Annotated in this window: 13 protein-coding genes; 9 read left to right on the forward strand and 4 right to left on the reverse strand. The window is 70.3% G+C overall.

The genetic code is table 11. The features are described from left to right. Positions 1-40 precede the first annotated feature (40 nt). The 4 genes from GKQ77_RS11800 to metH form a co-directional block, all read right to left on the reverse strand. Positions 41-1,627, reverse strand: a complete 1,587-nt coding sequence (locus tag GKQ77_RS11800; protein WP_219688665.1) for an ABC transporter substrate-binding protein — start codon at positions 1,625-1,627, stop codon at positions 41-43. Between the two features lie 54 nt (positions 1,628-1,681). Beyond that, on the reverse strand, positions 1,682-3,289 hold the full coding sequence (locus GKQ77_RS11805) for an ABC transporter substrate-binding protein (protein ID WP_219688666.1): 1,608 nt from the start codon (positions 3,287-3,289) through the stop codon (positions 1,682-1,684). Positions 3,290-3,635: 346 nt separating this feature from the next. Next, positions 3,636-4,331, reverse strand: coding sequence for an HAD family hydrolase (locus GKQ77_RS11810; protein WP_219688667.1), 696 nt, complete (start codon positions 4,329-4,331; stop codon positions 3,636-3,638). 100 nt (positions 4,332-4,431) lie between these two features. Next, on the reverse strand, positions 4,432-7,974 hold the full coding sequence (metH, locus tag GKQ77_RS11815) for a methionine synthase (RefSeq protein WP_219688668.1): 3,543 nt from the start codon (positions 7,972-7,974) through the stop codon (positions 4,432-4,434). A 221-nt stretch (positions 7,975-8,195) separates the two neighbouring features. Here metH and GKQ77_RS11820 point away from each other — a divergent pair, with 221 nt between their 5' ends. The 9 genes from GKQ77_RS11820 to GKQ77_RS11860 form a co-directional block, all read left to right on the forward strand. After that, complete coding sequence (locus GKQ77_RS11820; RefSeq protein WP_219688669.1) at positions 8,196-8,960, forward strand: IclR family transcriptional regulator; 765 nt, start codon at positions 8,196-8,198, stop codon at positions 8,958-8,960. Between the two features lie 265 nt (positions 8,961-9,225). Continuing rightward, complete coding sequence (locus tag GKQ77_RS11825) at positions 9,226-10,017, forward strand: MIP/aquaporin family protein (protein ID WP_219688670.1); 792 nt, start codon at positions 9,226-9,228, stop codon at positions 10,015-10,017. A gap of 99 nt (positions 10,018-10,116) precedes the next feature. Beyond that, entirely contained in the window at positions 10,117-11,661 is a 1,545-nt protein-coding gene (glpK, locus tag GKQ77_RS11830) for a glycerol kinase GlpK (protein ID WP_219688671.1), read from the forward strand. Between the two features lie 4 nt (positions 11,662-11,665). Next, positions 11,666-13,276: a glycerol-3-phosphate dehydrogenase/oxidase gene (locus GKQ77_RS11835; RefSeq protein ID WP_219688672.1), complete on the forward strand. Its 1,611-nt coding sequence runs from the start codon at positions 11,666-11,668 to the stop codon at positions 13,274-13,276. Between the two features lie 233 nt (positions 13,277-13,509). After that, positions 13,510-14,280 (forward strand): phosphorylase family protein, encoded by a 771-nt coding sequence (locus GKQ77_RS11840; RefSeq protein ID WP_219688673.1) that lies wholly within the window; start codon positions 13,510-13,512, stop codon positions 14,278-14,280. Positions 14,281-14,310: 30 nt separating this feature from the next. After that, positions 14,311-15,666 (forward strand): amidohydrolase, encoded by a 1,356-nt coding sequence (locus GKQ77_RS11845; RefSeq protein WP_219688674.1) that lies wholly within the window; start codon positions 14,311-14,313, stop codon positions 15,664-15,666. Beyond that, positions 15,663-16,334 (forward strand): sulfite oxidase-like oxidoreductase, encoded by a 672-nt coding sequence (locus tag GKQ77_RS11850; RefSeq protein WP_219688675.1) that lies wholly within the window; start codon positions 15,663-15,665, stop codon positions 16,332-16,334. Before GKQ77_RS11845 ends, GKQ77_RS11850 begins: the two co-directional genes overlap by 4 nt. Next, positions 16,327-17,091 (forward strand): ferredoxin reductase, encoded by a 765-nt coding sequence (locus tag GKQ77_RS11855; protein ID WP_219688676.1) that lies wholly within the window; start codon positions 16,327-16,329, stop codon positions 17,089-17,091. Before GKQ77_RS11850 ends, GKQ77_RS11855 begins: the two co-directional genes overlap by 8 nt. 174 nt (positions 17,092-17,265) lie before the next feature. Then, the coding region (locus tag GKQ77_RS11860) for a PAC2 family protein (RefSeq protein ID WP_219688677.1) at positions 17,266-18,145 on the forward strand (880 nt) is incomplete at its 3' end.

Consider the following 18,145-nt stretch of genomic DNA (forward strand, 5'->3'; position numbering starts at 1 on the left):
GTTCACGGTCACCCGCGGTCGGCCCGCGAGCAGCCCGCGGTCAGCCCTTGCTGATCTCCCAGAAGCGGAAGACCGTCGAGGCGTCCAGGCAGGATTCGAGGCCGTAGACGCTGTCGCGGACGACCGCGTACTGCTTGGCCTGCCAGACCGGCAGGATCGGCAGCTCTTCGGCCACGATGTCCTGCAGTTCGGAGTACTGCTTGTCGGTCTTGGTGCGGTCGCTCTCGGTCGCCGTGCCGGGGATGATCTTCCCGGTGATCTCGTCGTTCTCGAAGTGGTTGTTGAGGACGTTGCCCTTGCCGAAGAAGGGCTGCGTGAAGTTGTCGGGGTCCGGGTAGTCCGGCACCCAGCCCTTCACGTAGACGCCGTACTTGCCGGCCTCGATGTCCTTCTCGTACTGCTCGAACTCCACGGACTTCACGTCGGCGTCGAAGAGGCCGGACGCGTTGAGCTGCTTGGCGATGGCGTTCAGCTCCTGGTCCGTGGCCGGGCCGTAGCGCGAGGGCGTGGACCAGAGCGTGAGCTTGACCTTGCCGTCGACACCGGAGGAGCGCAGCGCGGCGGCGGCCTTCGCGCGCTGCGGGCGGGCGCCGTAGGTGTCGAAGAAGGCGGTGTTGTGGCCGCCGATGCCCGCGGGGACGATCGAGTAGAGCGGCGTGGCCGTGTCCTTGTAGACCTCCTGCACCAGCGCGTCGCGGTCCAGGAGGTACGCGATGGCCTTGCGCACGCCGAGCTTGCCGGCCACCGGGTCCTTCATGTTGAAGACCAGGTGCTGGACCTCGGCGCTGGTGCCCTCGACGATGTCGACGTCCTGGCCGGCCTCGGAGGTGTCCTGCTCGATGTCCGCGATGTCGGCGGCGGCGAGGCCTCGGTAGGCCAGGTCTATCTCGTTGTCCAGGAGCGCCTTCTTCAGGCCCTTCTGGTCGCCGTGGAAGAACTTGAGGGAGACGCCGTCGTTCTTGACCTTGGCGCTGCCCTTGTAGGAGGAGTTGACGGAGAAGCTCGCCTGCTCCTTGTCGAAGGAGTCGAGCTTGTACGGGCCGGAGCCGACCGCCTCGCCGTCCTTGCGCAGCGCGTTCATCTCGTACTCGCGGTGGTCCACGATGGAGCCCGCGCCCGAGGCGATCTTGCTGGGGAAGGTCGCGTCGGGGTACTTGAGCTTGAAGACGACGGTCTTGGCGTCCGGGGTGCGGACGCTGTCGAGCATCGGGAACATGATGGCCGGGCCCGCGTCGTCGCCGATCTTCCGCATGCGGTCGAAGGAGAACTTGACGTCCTTGGACGTGAGGGCGTTGCCGTTGCTGAACTTCAGCCCGTCACGCAGCTCGCATTTGTAGACCTTCGCCTCCATGTCCGTGAAGCCGCAGCTCTTGGCGGCCTCCGGCTCCGGCTCCGTGGCGCCCTTGGGGAAGCTCATGAGGGACTGGAAGACGTTGTTGAACAGGAGCCACGACCCGGGGTCGTAGCCGGATGCCGGGTCGGTGGCGAGGACGTCGTCGGACATCCCCATCACGACCGCGTCGCCCGTCTCGCCCGCTCCGCCCGACTCCGATCCGCAGCCGGTCAGCAGGGCGGCGGCGAGCCCTCCCGTGAGGGGAAGGGCCAGCCACTGGTTACGACATTTCACGTACGTGCCTTTGGTGTTGTGGTCGTTCGTTGGGACCTGTGGGGGGCGCGGGAATCAGCCGCTGACGCCGCGGCCGAGTTCCCACAGCTGGAGGTTGGACGAGGAGTTGAGGGCCCACTCGACGCCCGTGATGTCGTCGCGCGCGGCGATGTACTGCTTGCCCTGCCACAGCGGGAGCACCGGGACGTCCTCGGCCACGATGTCCTGGATCTTGCGGATGCTCTTGGAGGCGGCCAGCCGGTCGGCCTCGCGGCGCGAGGTGGGGATCAGCTGGTCGTTGATGTCGCGGTTGACGTACGGCGAGCCGAGGAAGTTGTCCTCGTCGAGGAAGGGCGCGAGGAAGTTGTCGGCGTCGGGGAAGTCGGGGAACCAGCCCATGCCGTACACGTCGTACTTGCCGTCGCGCTCGGCCGCGCGGAACGTGCTCCAGGGCGTGCCCTTGATCGAGACGTCGAAGAGGCCGGAGGCGTTCAGCTGCTTGCGCAGCAGCTCGAACTCCTTCTTGGTGCCGGGGCCGTAGTGGTCGGTGGTGTAGTGCAGCGTGAGCTTCACCGGCGTGGAGATGTTCGCCTTGCTGAGCAGCGAACGGGCCTTGGCCGGGCTGGGGTTGCCGTACTTGTTGAAGAACGAGTTGGCGTGGCCCGTGATGGTGGAGGGCACCAGTGAGAAGAGCGGGTCGGCCGTTGAGCCGTACACCGCGGAGGCCAGCGCGCCGCGGTCGACGACCTGCGCCATGGCCTGGCGGACGGCCTTGCTCTTGACCGACGGGGCGTCGGTGTTGAAGGCGAGGTAGCGGATCTCCAGACCCTGCATCTCGACCAGCTCGATCTTCTTGTTCGAGGTGCCGTCCAGCTCCTTGACCTGCTCGGGCGACATGGTGCGCGTCATCAGGTCGATGTCGCCGTCCTCGAGGGCCTTGCCCATGGACTCGGTGTCCGCGTAGTTGCGCAGCTCCACCTTGTCGCTCTGCGGTTTGAACTCGCCCTTGTACTTGGGGTTCTTGGTGAACACCGTCTTGACCAGGCGGTTGTCCTTGACCTCCTGCTCGGCGGTGTACGGGCCGGAGCCGGAGACCTCGAAGCCCTCGCGGAGCTTGTTCTTGCTGTAGTGGTCCTTGCTGATGATGCCGGCGGTGGGTGTGGCCAGCTTGTACGGGAACGTGGCGTCGGGCGTCTTGAGGTGGAAGACGATGCCTCGGGCGCCCTGGGTCTCGATCTCCTCCACGTTCGCGACGAGGCCGTCCGAACCGCTGGGGTCCTTGATCTTGATGTCGCGGACCCGCTCGATGGAGAACTTCACATCGGCGGCGGTGAGCGGCTCGCCGTCGGAGAACGTCAGGCCCTTGCGCAGGGTGCAGGCGTAGCGCTCGTTGCCCGTGTCGGTGAAGCCGCAGCTCTCGGCGGCCTCGGGCTGCGGGTCGCCGCCGCCGCGGGGCATGGCCATGACCGTCTGCACGGTCTGGCGCAGCAGGTTCCAGGAGCCGGCGTCGTAGGCGTACGCCGGGTCGAAGGGCGCCGGGACCTCCTTGGAGATGGCGAACGCGTCCGTGGTGCCGACGGCGATGGCGTCGTCACCGTCTCCGCTGCCCGACCCGCCGCACGCGGCGAGTGCGGGGGCGAGCAGGCCGATGACGGCCGGCAGCACCAGAGTCTTGCGGTTCATGCTCGACGTTCTCCAGAGCTCTTGGATCCCGTGAATCCCGCAACGCGGGGTGTGGGTTGGTGGGGCACGGGGCAGGGCGATGTTCTCGCGACGAGATTAGTCCGCACCAGTGGGGCATCGGAGGGGGTGGGAGCGCGACCGCAATCACGCAGTGAAACCGGGCGTGGACGCACCGATAACCCGACACCGGAAGGTTTCGTGCACGCTCCCATCAATCGGGACCAAACGCCACGCCGCCAAGGCCCCCTCAAGGCGGCACTGCACACGCCGGACCCGCTGTCGACCCCCATCGGAGTGGGAAACGTCACAGCTTCGAATAGGCTTGAACGGGCCCGGCCCGGAACTGTCAGAGAGTCATCAGACCTTGCAGGAAAGGCAGGTTGACGTGTTCGAGCGAGGGGACGACGGTGCGCCCCGCCGCCGCCGGGATGGGCGCGACCGACGGCACGGCCACCACCCGGCACCCCGCGGCCTCCGCGGCGGCCACCCCGGTCGCGGTGTCCTCGATGACGGCACATCGCGCGGGGTCGGCGCCGATGCCCGCGGCCGCCAGGAGGTAGGGGTCGGGGTGGGGCTTGGTGCGGGCCACCTCGTCGCCGGCGACGGTCAGTGCGAAGTGGTGGGCGCCGATCGAGCCGAGTACGCGGTCGATGATGCGCCGGTGCGAGGCGGAGACCAGGGCCATCGGGACGCCGTGCGCGGCGAGTTCGGAGAGCAGGTCCGCGGCGCCCGGCATCATCGGCAGGGTGCGGCCGATGCGGTCCTCGAAGCCGTCGTTGAGCAGCAGGGTCAGTTCGTCGACGGTGATGTCGGCGCCCGTGGAGTCGATGAGGAAGGCCGCGCTGCGCGACATGGGGCCGCCGACGACGACGTCGCGCCAGGCCTCGTCGAGGGTGTGGCCGAGCCGGGCGAAGACCTCGACCTCGGTGTCCCACCAGAAGCCCTCGGTGTCGACGAGGGTGCCGTCCATGTCGAGGAGGACGCCCTGGAGCGCCGAGCCTTCGGCCGTTCGGGTGCCGAGCGCGGAAACCGTACTGGTCATGCGACCACACCTTCCATGAGGGACGAGAAGGCCGGCTGCCCGCTTGTGACAAGGAGGCAACCGGCCTGCGTTGGACCGACCAGTCTACGACTGACCCGGATCAGCGCGCGTTGAAATATTTCGCCTCGGGGTGGTGGATGACGATCGCGTCCGTGGACTGCTCCGGGTGGAGCTGGAACTCCTCGGAGAGGTGGACGCCGATCCGCTCCGGCTGGAGGAGTTCGGCGATCTTGGCGCGGTCCTCCAGGTCGGGGCAGGCGCCATAGCCGAGCGAGAAGCGGGCGCCGCGGTACTTCAGGGCGAACATGTCCTCGACGTCGGCGGGGTCCTCGCCGCCGAAGCCCAGCTCGGCGCGGACGCGGGCGTGCCAGTACTCGGCGAGGGCCTCGGCCAACTGCACGGACAGGCCGTGGAGTTCGAGGTAGTCGCGGTAGGAGTCGGCGGCGAACAGCTTGGCCGTGGCCTCGCCGATCCTCGAGCCGACGGTGACGACCTGGAGTCCGACGACATCGGTCTCGCCGGACTCCTCGGGGCGGAAGAAGTCCGCGAGGCACAGGCGGCGGCCGCGGCGCTGGCGCGGGAAGGTGAAGCGGGTGCGCTCCGAGCCGTCCTCGTTGAGGAGGATCAGGTCGTCGCCCTTGGAGACGCACGGGAAGTAGCCGTGCACGACGGCGGCTTCCAGCAGGTTCTTGGTGTGCAGCTCGTCCAGCCAGCCGCGCAGCCGCGGCCGCCCCTCGCTCTCGACCAGTTCCTCGTACGAGGGTCCGTCGCCGGTGCGTGCCTGCTTCAGGCCCCACTGGCCCTTGAAGAGCGCGCCCTCGTCGAGCCAGGAGGCGTACTCCTTGAGCTGGATGCCCTTGACGACGCGGGTGCCCCAGAACGGCGGGGTGGGCACGGGGTTGTCGGTGGCGACGTCCGAGCGGGCGGGTCCGTCGGCCTCTTCGACCTCCAGGAGTGCCGTGGTGGCCTTGGTGGGGACGCGGCGCTGCTTCAGCTCGGGCAGGGTCGCGCCGGGCACGCCGCGCTTGACGGCGATGAGGGCGTCCATCAGGCGCAGGCCCTCGAAGGCGTCGCGGGCGTAGCGCACCTCGCCCTCGTAGATCTCGTGCAGATCTTGCTCCACGTAGGCCCGGGTGAGGGCGGCGCCGCCGAGGATCACCGGGAAGTCGGCGGACATGCCGCGCTGGTTCAGCTCCTCCAGGTTCTCCTTCATGATCACGGTGGACTTGACGAGGAGGCCGGACATGCCGATGACGTCGGCCTTGTGCTCCTCGGCGGCGTCCAGGATCGCGGAGACGGGCTGCTTGATGCCGAGGTTGACGACGTTGTAGCCGTTGTTGGACAGGATGATGTCGACGAGGTTCTTGCCGATGTCGTGCACGTCGCCGCGGACGGTGGCGAGCACGATGGTGCCCTTGCCCGCCTCGTCGCCCTCGACCTTCTCCATGTGCGGTTCGAGGTAGGCGACCGCGGTCTTCATGACCTCGGCGGACTGCAGGACGAACGGCAGCTGCATCTGGCCGGAGCCGAACAGCTCGCCGACGACCTTCATGCCCTCCAGGAGGACGTTGTTGACGATGTCCAGGGCGGGCATGTCCTGGAGGGCCTCGTCGAGGTCGGCCTCCAGGCCGTTCTTCTCGCCGTCGATGATGCGGCGCTTCAGGCGCTCGTCCAGCGGCAGGGCGAGCAGTTCCTCGGCCTTGCCCGCCTTCATCGACTTCGTCGAGACGCCCTCGAACAGCTCCATGAGCTTCTGCAGGGGGTCGTAGCCCTCGGCGCGACGGTCGTAGATGAGGTCGAGCGCCGTGCTGACCTGCTCGTCGTCGAAGCGGGCGATCGGCAGGATCTTGGAGGCGTGCACGATCGCGGAGTCCAGGCCCGCCTTGACGCACTCGTCGAGGAAGACGGAGTTGAGCAGCACGCGGGCGGCCGGGTTGAGGCCGAAGGAGATGTTGGAGAGACCGAGGGTGGTCTGCACCTCCGGGCGGCGCCGCTTGAGTTCGCGGATCGCCTCGATGGTGGCGATGCCGTCCTTGCGGGACTCCTCCTGGCCGGTGCAGATGGTGAAGGTCAGGGTGTCGATGAGGATGTCCGACTCGTGGATGCCCCAGTTGCCGGTCAGGTCCTCGATCAGGCGCTCGGCGATGGCGACCTTGTGCTCGGCGGTGCGGGCCTGGCCCTCCTCGTCGATGGTCAGCGCGATCAGCGCGGCGCCGTGCTCCTTGGCGAGCGCGGTGACCTTGGCGAAGCGCGACTCGGGGCCGTCGCCGTCCTCGTAGTTGACGGAGTTGATGACCGCGCGCCCGCCGAGCTTCTCGAGACCGGCCTGGAGGACGGGGAGTTCGGTGGAGTCGAGGACGATGGGCAGGGTGGAGGCGGTGGCGAAGCGGCCTGCCAGTTCGGCCATGTCCTTGACACCGTCGCGGCCCACGTAGTCGACGCAGAGGTCGAGCATGTGCGCGCCCTCGCGGATCTGGTCGCGGGCCATCTCCACGCAGTCGTCCCAGCGGCCTTCGAGCATGGCCTCGCGGAACTTCTTCGAGCCGTTGGCGTTGGTGCGCTCGCCGATCGCCATGTAGGCGGTGTCCTGGCGGAACGGCACGGTCTGGTAAAGGGAGGCGGCGCCCGGCTCGGGGCGCGGGTCGCGGGCCGGGGGCTGCGCGCCGCGCACCCGCTCGACGACCTGGCGCAGGTGCTCGGGGGTGGTGCCGCAGCAGCCGCCGACCAGGGAGAGGCCGTATTCGCGTACGAAGGACTCCTGGGCGTCGGCCAGCTCGGGCGCCGTCAGGGGGTAGTGGGCGCCGTTCTTGCCGAGGACGGGCAGGCCCGCGTTGGGCATGCAGGAGATCGGGACGCGCGAGTGGCGGGCCAGATAGCGCAGGTGCTCGCTCATCTCGGCGGGGCCGGTGGCGCAGTTCAGGCCGATCATGTCGATGCCGAGGGGTTCCAGGGCCGTCAGGGCGGCGCCGATCTCGGAGCCGAGCAGCATGGTGCCGGTGGTCTCGACGGTGACCGAGCAGATCACCGGGAGGTTGGCGCCGGTGGCGTCCAGGGCGCGGCGGGCGCCGAGGATGGCGGCCTTGGTCTGCAGCAGGTCCTGGGTGGTCTCGACGAGGAGCGCGTCGGCGCCGCCGGCGATCATGCCTTCGGCGTTGATCTGGTAGGCGTCGCGCAGGGCGGTGTAGGGGGCGTGGCCGAGGGTGGGGAGCTTGGTGCCGGGGCCCATGGAGCCGAGGACCCAGCGCTGCTGTCCCGTCTTGTGCGTGTACTCGTCGGCGACCTCGCGGGCGATGCGGGCGCCGGCCTCGGACAGCTCGAAGTTGCGCTCGGGGATGTCGTACTCGCTCAGGGCCGCGAAGTTCGCGCCGAAGGTGTTGGTCTCGACGCAGTCGACGCCGACCGCGAAGTACTCCTCGTGCACGGAGCGCACGATGTCGGGGCGGGTGACGTTCAGGACCTCGTTGCAGCCCTCCAGGTTCTGGAAGTCCTCGAGGGTGGGGTCCTGCGCCTGGAGCATCGTGCCCATGGCGCCGTCGGCCACAACCACGCGGGTGGCGAGGGCTTCGCGCAGGGCGTCGGCTCGGGCCCTGCTCTCGGGCGATACGGGCGTGGGCTGCGAGGACGGGGTTGGCGACGAGGCCATGAAAGAGCTCCCTGGAGTGCGACGGCTGTCGGCTTTGCGCCTTCTGCTGGAGGGCGCACTCGGTCAGGGTAGCCGGGACCAAGGTCCCGTTGTGAAGGCGTCCACGGGGCGGACGGGGGGAACACGGGGTGTCCGGGCATTAGCTAGAGGTCGGCAACGACCGATAGTGTTCAGCATTGTCGAACGTCAAGTGATGTCAGGGGACGGAGGTCGGGGCTGCGATGGCACGCAACATCCAGTCGCTCGAAAGGGCCGCGGCGATGCTGCGACTGCTCGCGGGTGGCGAGCGACGGCTCGGCCTCTCGGAGATCGCCTCCGCGCTCGACCTCGCCAAGGGTACGGCCCACGGCATCCTGCGCACCCTCCAGGCGGAGGGCTTCGTGGAGCAGGACCCCACATCGGGCCGCTACCAGCTGGGCGCCGAGCTGCTGCGCCTGGGCAACAGCTATCTGGACGTGCACGAGCTGCGGGCCCGCGCCCTGGTGTGGACCGACGACCTGGCCCGCTCCAGCGGCGAGAGCGTCCACCTCGGCGTGCTGCACCAGCAGGGCGTCCTCATCGTCCACCACGTCTTCCGGCCCGACGACAGCCGCCAGGTCCTCGAGGTGGGGGCCATGCAGCCGCTGCACTCCACGGCGCTCGGCAAGGTGCTTTCCGCGTACGACCCGGTCGCCCACAACGAAGCCGTCGAGGTCGAGCGCGAGGCCTTCACCGCGCGCACCGTGACCGGCCCCGAGGAGTTCGAGGGCGTCCTTGACCTCACGCGCGCGCGTGGGTACGCCTCGGACGTCGAGGAGACCTGGGAGGGCGTCGCCGCCGTCGCCGCCCCCATCCACGACCGGCGCCGCATGCCGGTGGGCGCGGTGGGCGTCACCGGTGCCGTGGAGCGCGTCTGCGAGGACGGGGAGCTGCGCCCCGAGCTGATCGCCGCCGTGCGGGACTGCGCGCGCGCCGTCTCCCGCGACCTGGGCGCCGGGCGGTTCTGAGCGGCACAGCCCCCGCTCGGGCTGCGGGAAGACCGATAACGCGGAACGATCAATAACGATCGTGTTTTCAATAACAGAACCCTTGACGGGTGAGTAAACCCAGGGCGAGACTCGCGTCCATCGGTCGGCATTGTCGAACACCTACCGGCATTAAGCGTTAGAGTGTGACAAGGCCAAGGGCCGGCAACGACCTCACCTGAGGTCGCGGACCACCGGAGGGACCCGGGGTTCGCCTTCCCCTGGACGAAGGACAAAGGAGTCGCGGGTGTCCAGCTCCGACATCTTCATCGGCGAGACCATCGGTACCGCCGTGCTCATCCTGCTGGGTGGCGGCGTGTGTGCCGCCGTCACGCTCAAGCGCTCAAAGGCCAAGGACGCCGGCTGGCTCGCGATCACCTTCGGGTGGGGCTTCGCCGTTCTGACGGCCGCCTACCTCGCGGGGGGCGTCTCCGGCGCCCACCTGAACCCGGCGGTCACGCTCGGTCTCGCGATAGAGGGCGGCACCAAGTGGAGCAACGTTCCGCTCTACCTGGCCTCGCAGCTGCTCGGCGCCATGATCGGTGCCGTCCTGGTGTGGGTCACGTACATGGGCCAGTTCAAGGCCCATCTGACCGACCCCGAGATCCTCGCGGCGCAGCCCGCCGTGGAGGGCATGGTCGACCAGAAGGCGGCCCCCTCGGCCGGCCCGGTGCTCGGCATCTTCTCCACCGGCCCCGAGATCCGCAACTACGTGCAGAACGTGGTCACGGAGATCATCGCCACGGTCGTCCTGGTCCTCGCCATCCTCACGCAGGGCCTGAACGACGGCGGCAACGGCCTCGGTGTGCTGGGCGCGCTGATCACCTCCCTCGTGGTGGTCGGCATCGGCCTCTCGCTCGGCGGGCCCACGGGCTACGCCATCAACCCCGTCCGTGACCTCGGTCCCCGCATCGTCCACGCACTGCTCCCGCTGCCGAACAAGGGCAGCTCGGACTGGTCGTACGCCTGGGTGCCGATCGTCGGTCCGCTGATCGGCGGCGCCATCGCCGGCGGTCTCTACAACGTCGCTTTCAAGTAGCCGTTCAAGCAGACCCGCGACAGCGACCGATGACCGCTTTAGACGGATGACCGCCACAGACGCTTGAGAGCCGTCAGCAAAGAAATTCTGGAGCACACCGTGACCGACGCACACACCGCAGGCCCCTTCATCGCGGCCATCGACCAGGGCACCACCTCTAGCCGCTGCATCGTCTTCGACAAGGACGGCCGGATCGTCTCCGTCGACCAGAAGGAGCACGAGCAGATCTTCCCGAAGCCGGGCTGGGTCGAGCACGACGCCACCGAGATCTGGACCAACGTCCAGGAGGTCGTCGCCGGGGCCGTCTCCAAGGCCGGCATCACCCGCGACGACATCAAGGCGATCGGCATCACCAACCAGCGTGAGACCACGCTGCTGTGGGACAAGAACACCGGCGAGCCGGTCCACAACGCCATCGTCTGGCAGGACACCCGCACCGACGCGCTCTGCCGGGAGCTGGCACGCAACGTCGGCAAGGACCGCTTCCGCCGCGAGACCGGCCTGCCGCTCGCCTCCTACTTCGCGGGCCCCAAGGCCCGCTGGCTGCTCGACAACGTCGAGGGGCTGCGCGAGCGCGCCGAGGCGGGCGACATCCTCTTCGGCACCATGGACTCCTGGGTCATCTGGAACCTCACGGGCGGAGTGAACGGCGGCAAGCACGTCACGGACGTCACCAACGCCTCCCGCACCATGCTGATGAACCTCCACAAGATGGAGTGGGACGAGCGGATCTGCGAGTCCATCGGCGTCCCGAAGCAGATGCTGCCCGAGATCCGCTCCTCCGCCGAGGTCTACGGCGAGGTCACCGGCGGCTCCCTCGGCGACCTGCTCGGCGGCATCCCCGTCGCCTCCGCGCTCGGCGACCAGCAGGCGGCCCTGTTCGGCCAGACCTGCTTCGCGGAGGGCGAGACCAAGTCCACCTACGGCACCGGCACGTTCATGCTGATGAACACCGGTGACAAGGCCATCAACTCCTACTCGGGCCTGCTGACCACGGTCGGCTACCAGATCGGCGAGCAGAAGCCGGTCTACGCCCTGGAGGGTTCCATCGCGGTCACCGGTTCGCTGGTGCAGTGGATGCGCGACCAGATGGGCCTGATCAACTCCGCCGCCGAGATCGAGACGCTCGCGTCGTCGGTCGAGGACAACGGCGGCGCCTACTTCGTGCCGGCCTTCTCCGGTCTGTTCGCCCCGTACTGGCGCTCCGACGCCCGCGGTGTGATCGCCGGTCTCACCCGGTACGTCACCAAGGCGCACATCGCGCGCGCCGTACTGGAGGCCACGGCCTGGCAGACCCGTGAGATCACCGACGCCATGACGAAGGACTCCGGCGTCGAGCTCGCGGCCCTCAAGGTCGACGGCGGCATGACCTCCAACAACCTGCTGATGCAGACCCTCTCGGACTTCCTCGACGCACCCGTGGTGCGCCCGATGGTGGCCGAGACGACCTGCCTCGGTGCCGCCTACGCCGCCGGTCTCGCCGTCGGCTTCTGGTCCTCGACCGACGAGCTGCGCGCCAACTGGCGCCGGGCCGCCGAATGGACCCCGAACATGGACGCGGGCACCCGCGACCGTGAGTACAAGAGCTGGCTCAAGGCCGTTGAGCGGTCGATGGGCTGGCTCGATGAGAGTGGCGAGGAGTAAGACAATGACCACCCTGCAGAGCGTCCCTGCCCTCGGGACGCATCCGGCTGCCGGCCTCAACCCGAGCCGCGCCGAGACCCGGGAGCAGCTCTCCAAGGCGACGTACGACCTCCTGGTGATCGGCGGCGGGATCCTGGGCATCTCCACCGCCTGGCATGCCGCGCAGTCGGGACTGCGGGTGGCCTTGGTGGACGCCGGTGACTTCGCCGGCGCCACCTCCTCCGCCTCCTCCAAGCTGCTCCACGGCGGTCTGCGCTACCTGCAGACCGGCGCGGTGAAGCTGGTGGCGGAGAACCACTTCGAGCGTCGCGCGGTCTCCCGTCAGGTCGCCCCCCACCTGGCGAACCCGCTCACCTTCTACCTGCCGGTCTACAAGGGCGGCCCGCACGGCGCCGCCAAGCTCGGCGCGGGCGTCTTCGCGTACAGCGCGCTCTCCGCGTTCGGCGACGGCGTCGGCCACCTGCTCTCGCCCTCCAAGGCCGCGCAGGACGTGCCGGAGCTGCGGACCGACAACCTGAAGGCCGTCGCCGTCTACGGCGACGACCAGATGAACGACGCCCGCATGGCCCTGATGACGGTCCGCGCGGCCGTCGAGGCCGGCGCCGCCGTCCTCAACCACGCCGAGGTCACCGGCCTGCGCTTCACCAAGGGCCGGGTCACGGGCGCGGAGCTGAAGGACCGTATGACCGGCGACGAGTTCGGCGTCAACGCGCGCCTCGTGCTCAACGCCACCGGACCGTGGGTCGACCACCTGCGCAAGATGGAGAACCCGGACGCGGCTCCCTCCATCCGCCTCTCCAAGGGCGCGCACCTGGTCCTCAAGCGCACCGCCCCCTGGAAGGCCGCGCTGGCCACGCCGATCGACAAGTACCGCATCACCTTCGCCCTCCCCTGGGAGGACATGCTCCTGCTCGGCACCACCGACGAGGAGTTCGAGGGCGACCCGGCGGACGTCAAGGTCACCGAGTCCGACACCGCGCAGATCCTGGACGAGGCCGCGTTCTCCATCCGCGACCAGCAGCTGTCCCGCGATCTGATCACGTACTCGTTCGCGGGTCTTCGGGTGCTGCCCGGCGGCCCCGGCGACACGTCGAAGGCCAAGCGCGAGACGGTCGTCACCGAGGGCCGGGGCGGCATGCTGTCGGTCGCGGGCGGCAAGTGGACCACGTTCCGCCACATCGGCCGTACGGTGATGAAGAAGCTGGAGTCGCTGCCGGGCCACCCGCTGGGCGACGACTACGAGCCGATCTCCGAGCTGCCGAAGAAGCTGCCGCTGCCCGGTATCGCCAACCCGCGCGCCGTCGCCCACCGCCTCCTGGTGGACGGCCCGGCGCCCGGCCCGCGCATGGCCGCCGACACCGCCAAGCACCTGGCGACGCACTACGGCTCGCTCTCCTTCGACATCGCCCGCCTGGCGAACGAGAACCCGGAGCTGGCCGAGCGCGTCCACCCGGACGCCCCGGAGATCTGGGCGCAGGTCGTCTACGCCCGGGACAACGAGTGGGCCGAGACGGCGGACGACGTGCTGCGCCGCCGTACGACGCTGACGATCCGCGGCCTGGCCACGGACGAGGTGCGGGGCAAGGTCGAGGACCTGCTGGGCAAGAAGGCCTGACGGTCCGTCGGGAAAAGCGTGTAAGTCGGTAGAAGCGTGTAAGGGGCGGCCTCCTGAGAGGCCGCCCCTTACGCGTCCTCGCGGCGAGCGCCACGCCCTACCCGGCTCAACTCCGAAGGAAGAGGGGCGATTACGGCCACGGGAGAAGGGGTGTGGTCACCGTATGGTGACCCTGATCGTCCCTTGCCCCCGAGCCGTCGGCTCGGACTCCGAGCCCTGGTAGGAGCCTCCTCGTGACGTCGCTCACCGACGCGCTGCCCATCACCCGAGTCCCCCGCACCGGTCTGCCCGCCCGCGCGGTCGTGGTCGGCGACCCGGGCCGGGCGGCCGTCGTCGCCGATCTGCTGTCCGACGCGAAGGAGGTCTCGTACCACCGCGAGTACCGCGTCTTCACCGGCACCTGGCAGGGCACCGAGGTCGTCGTCGCCTCGCACGGCGTGGGCGCGCCCGGCGCGGTCCTTCTCTTCCAGGAGCTGGCAGAGGCCGGCGTCCGCACCCTCCTGCGGCTCGGCACGGCGGGCGCGATCCGCCCCGGCATCCGCGACGGCGACCTGGTCATCGCGGACGCGGCGGTGCGCGACGACGGCGTGACCCAGCAGCTGATCCCCGCCGAGTACCCGGCGTTCGCCGCCCCCGAGGCGGTCATCGCCCTGCAGCGCGCGGCCCGGGACGCGGGCGCCCCGTACCACCGGGGTGTGGTGTGGACGCGGGCCGCGTTCCAGCCGGGCTTCCTGCCGCTGCCCGGCGAGGCCTACGCGGCCGCGGGGATCGCCGCGATCGAGATGGAGCTTTCCGCGCTGTACGTCTTCGCCTCCACGCACGGCCTGACGGCGGGCGGCGCGCTGGTCGTGGACGGCGCGAACGCCGACGAACTGGTCGACGAGGACGATCCCTTGTCGACCGGCGGCTACGACCCGCACCGCGACGTGGTCGCCCAAGGGGTCGACCGGGGCGCCCGGATAGCCTTGGACGCGCTGCGTCTGCTGGCCGCGGCCGAACACTGAACCAAGCGGCGACCAGGGAGTACGGAACACATGCGCACCACCGACCTGCCGGCCCAGGCGCGCGGCGGCCCGATCGATCTGCTGGTGCACGGCGGTGACGTGCTGACCGTCGACGCCGCGGGCACCGTCGTGCCGGACGGCGCGGTGGCCGTGCGCGCCGGACGCGTCGTCGAGGTGGGCCCGGCCGAGCGGCTGCGCGCGGCGTACGAGGCGGCCGAGGAGATCGACGCCCGCGGCTGCCTCGTCCTGCCGGGCCTGATCAACACGCATACGCACCTCGCGATGAACCTGATGCGCGGCATCGCCGACGACGTCACCTTGCAGGGCTTCCTGGACCGGGTGATCCCGCGCGAGGCCGAGATCCTCTCCCCGGCCACGGTGGAGGCCGCACTCGGTGCCGCGATCGCCGAGTCCGTACGCGGCGGGGTCACCACCGCGCTCGACATGTACTGGTTCCACGAGGCCGCCGAGTCCGTGGCCCGCGACGCCGGGTGGCGGCTGCTGACCGGGCCCACGTTCATGGACGTGCCGGGCCCGCCGGACGGCCGCCCCTACGGGGAGCGGCGGGCCTGGGCGGCGGCCGACCTGGAGTCCCGCAGCCCCGCGCCCGGCACCCGCCCCGTCGTCTTCGCGCACTCCGCGTACACCCTGGACCCCGGGCAGCTGACGGAGATCGCCGCGCTCGCCCGCGAGCACGGCGCCCTGCTGCACCTCCACGCCGCCGAGAACGCGGGCGAGGTGGCGATGGTCACCGAGCGGTACGGCATGCGCCCGGTGGAGCTGCTCGACTCGCTCGGCGTGCTCGGCCCCTACACGCTGCTGGCGCACGCCGTCGACCTCACCGACGCGGAGATCGCGACGCTGGCCCGCACGGGCACGGCCGTCGCGCACTGCCCGGTGTCGAATCTGAAGCTGGGCTGCGGCATCGCGCGCGTGCCCGACCTGCTGGAGGCGGGCGTCACGGTGGGCCTCGGCACGGACGGCGCCGTGAGCTCCAACACACTTGACCTGCTCGGCGCGGTGAAGGTCGCCGCGCTGGTGCACAAGGCGGGCGGCGACCCCACGGCCGTCGGCGCCGAGCAGGCCGTGCGGATGGCGACGATCGAGTCGGCGCGGGCGCTCGGCCTCGAGGGCCAACTGGGCTCGCTGGAGGCGGGAAAGCGGGCGGACCTGATCGTCCTCGACCTGGACCGGCCGCATCTGGCGCCCCGGCACGACCCGTGGTCGACGCTCGCGTACGCCGCCTCGGCCGGTGACGTGCGGGACACCGTCGTCGACGGACGCGTCCTGATGCGCGGGCGCGTCCTGCGTACGCTGGATGAACCGGCTGTCCTGCGTGCCCTGCGGGACGCGGCGACCACCCCCGACCTGACGAGCACCGCATGACCTCCGAATCCCGCACGACGGCCGACGGGGCCCAGGCCCACGAGGCCGCCGAGGCCTTCGAGCCCACCCGCGGCTTCACCGGCCGCGCCCGCGCCGCCGACCGCGACCCGCGCCTGCCGCCCGGCCAGTACGACGCCCGCGACGGCTGGCCCGTCCTGTCCGCCGAGGTGACCCCGCACCTGGCCGCCGCCGACTGGACGTTCCGCGTCGACGGGCTCGTGGCGGCGCCGCGCACCTGGAGCTGGGACGAGGCGCACGCGCTGCCGCCCTCCGAGTACCGCGGCGACATCCACTGCGTGACCAGCTGGTCCAAGTTCGGGGTGCGCTTCGGGGGGGTGAGCCTGGACACGTTCCTGGCCGCCGCACGCCCGCTCCCCGCGGCCACGCACGTCGTCGCGTACTCCCACACCGGCTACACCGCCAACCTGCCGCTCTCCGAGGTGACGGGCGGCAAGGCGTGGATCGTCTGGGAGTACGAGGACGGGCCGCTGCCCGCCGAGCACGGCGGCCCGGCCCGGCTGATCGTCCCCCACCGTTACTTCTGGAAGAGCGCCAAATGGGTCGCGGGGCTGCGGCTGTTGGACCGCGACGAGCCCGGCTTCTGGGAGCGGAACGGCTACCACCACCGGGGCGACCCGTGGGCCGAGGAGCGTTACGCAGGTGACTGAGACCGCGTATGACGACGAGGGCGCTTTCGTGCCGCCGACGCGCTTCGCCGTGCCCGGCCGGATCGCCGTCAACAACCGCGCCGCGGCCCTGTGGCAGCGCGCGCTGATCACGGAGATCCGCCGGGAGACCCCGGCCGCTTCGACGTTCCGGCTCAAGGTCCCCGACTGGCAGGGACACCTGCCCGGCCAGCACCTCATGCTGCGGCTCACGGCGGCGGACGGCTATGTCGCCCAGCGGCACTACTCGATCGCCTCCGCGCCCGACGGGAGCGGTGAGATCGAACTGACCCTCGACCACGTGGTCGGCGGCGAGGTGTCGGGGCATCTGCACACCGTCGCCCGCGTCGGCGACACGGTCGAGGTGCGCGGCCCGCTGTCCGGCTTCTTCGCCTGGCCGGGCGACCGTCCCGCGCTGCTGCTCGGCGCCGGGTCGGGCGTGGTGCCGCTGATGTCGATGGTCCGTCACCACCGCCTCGCGGGCCTTGCCCTGCCGCTGCGCCTGATCGTCTCGGCCCGCACGCCCGAGGACCTGATCTACGCCGACGAGTACGGCGAGGAGACCACCGTCGTCCTCACCCGCGCCGAAGGCCGTCTGAACGCCGGGCACTTGGCGCCCCTCCTGGGTGCCGATGGCCGGCCCGACGGCGGCTGGGAGGCGTACATCTGCGGCTCCAACGGTTTCGCGGAGCACGCCTCGCGGCTGCTGGTCGAGGCCGGTCAGCCCGTGGACCGGATCAGGATCGAACGCTTCGGCTAGGCGAGATACCCCATGGCTGTCACCGGGCGGTGGCCGCGCCGCACGCCGTGCCCGTTTCCCGGCGCGGGGCGTGGGCAGTGATCATGCACTCCCCCTCGCAAGGGGGCTGCGGAGGGCCCCTGCCGACGCCGTAAGGTTGGGGCGTACGCAAGGGAACGTCGGAAGGAGGCCTGGGTGATCGAGCTCGAGGGGGTACCCGAGCTGGTCGACCCGGTCATGGTGGCCGCGTTCGAGGGCTGGAACGACGCCGGTGACGCCGCCTCCGCCGCGGTCGCGCATCTCGACAAGGAGTGGAAGGGCGAGGTGTTCGCGGCGCTGGACGCCGAGGACTACTACGACTTCCAGGTCAACCGCCCGACCGTCTGGCTCGACGACGGGGTCCGCAAGATCACCTGGCCGACGACCCGGCTCTCGGTGGTCCGCGTCGGCGGTGACAAGCCGCGCGACCTCGTCCTGGTCCGCGGGATCGAACCGTCCATGCGCTGGCGCTCGTTCTGCAACGAGATCCTCGGCTTCGCCCACGAGCTGGGCGTCGAGCTGGTGGTGATCATGGGTGCGCTGCTCGGCGACACCCCGCACACCCGGCCGGTCCCGGTCAGCGGCGTGACGTCCGACGCGGACCTGGCGCGCACGATGGACCTGGAGGAGACCAAGTACGAGGGTCCGACGGGCATCGTCGGCATTCTCCAGGAGGCGTGCACGCACGCGGGCGTCCCGGCCGTCAGCCTCTGGGCCGCCGTACCGCACTACGTCTCGCAGCCGCCGAACCCGAAGGCCACGCTGGCGCTCCTCAACCGCCTCGAGGACCTGATCGGTCTGCGCATCCCGCTGGGCGAGCTGGCCGAGGACGCGCGCGCCTGGCAGCTCGGTGTGGACCAGTTGGCCGCCGAGGACAGCGAGGTCGCCGAGTATGTCCAGTCCCTGGAGGAGGCGCGGGACACCGCCGAACTCCCGGAGGCCTCGGGCGAGGCCATCGCCCGGGAGTTCGAGCGCTATCTGCGCCGGCGCGACGGCGGCGGCCATGCGACGGAGGGCGGTGAGGGGGCGGCGTATC

This window comes from Streptomyces anatolicus (assembly GCF_019400875.1).
Lineage (GTDB): Bacteria > Actinomycetota > Actinomycetes > Streptomycetales > Streptomycetaceae > Streptomyces > Streptomyces anatolicus.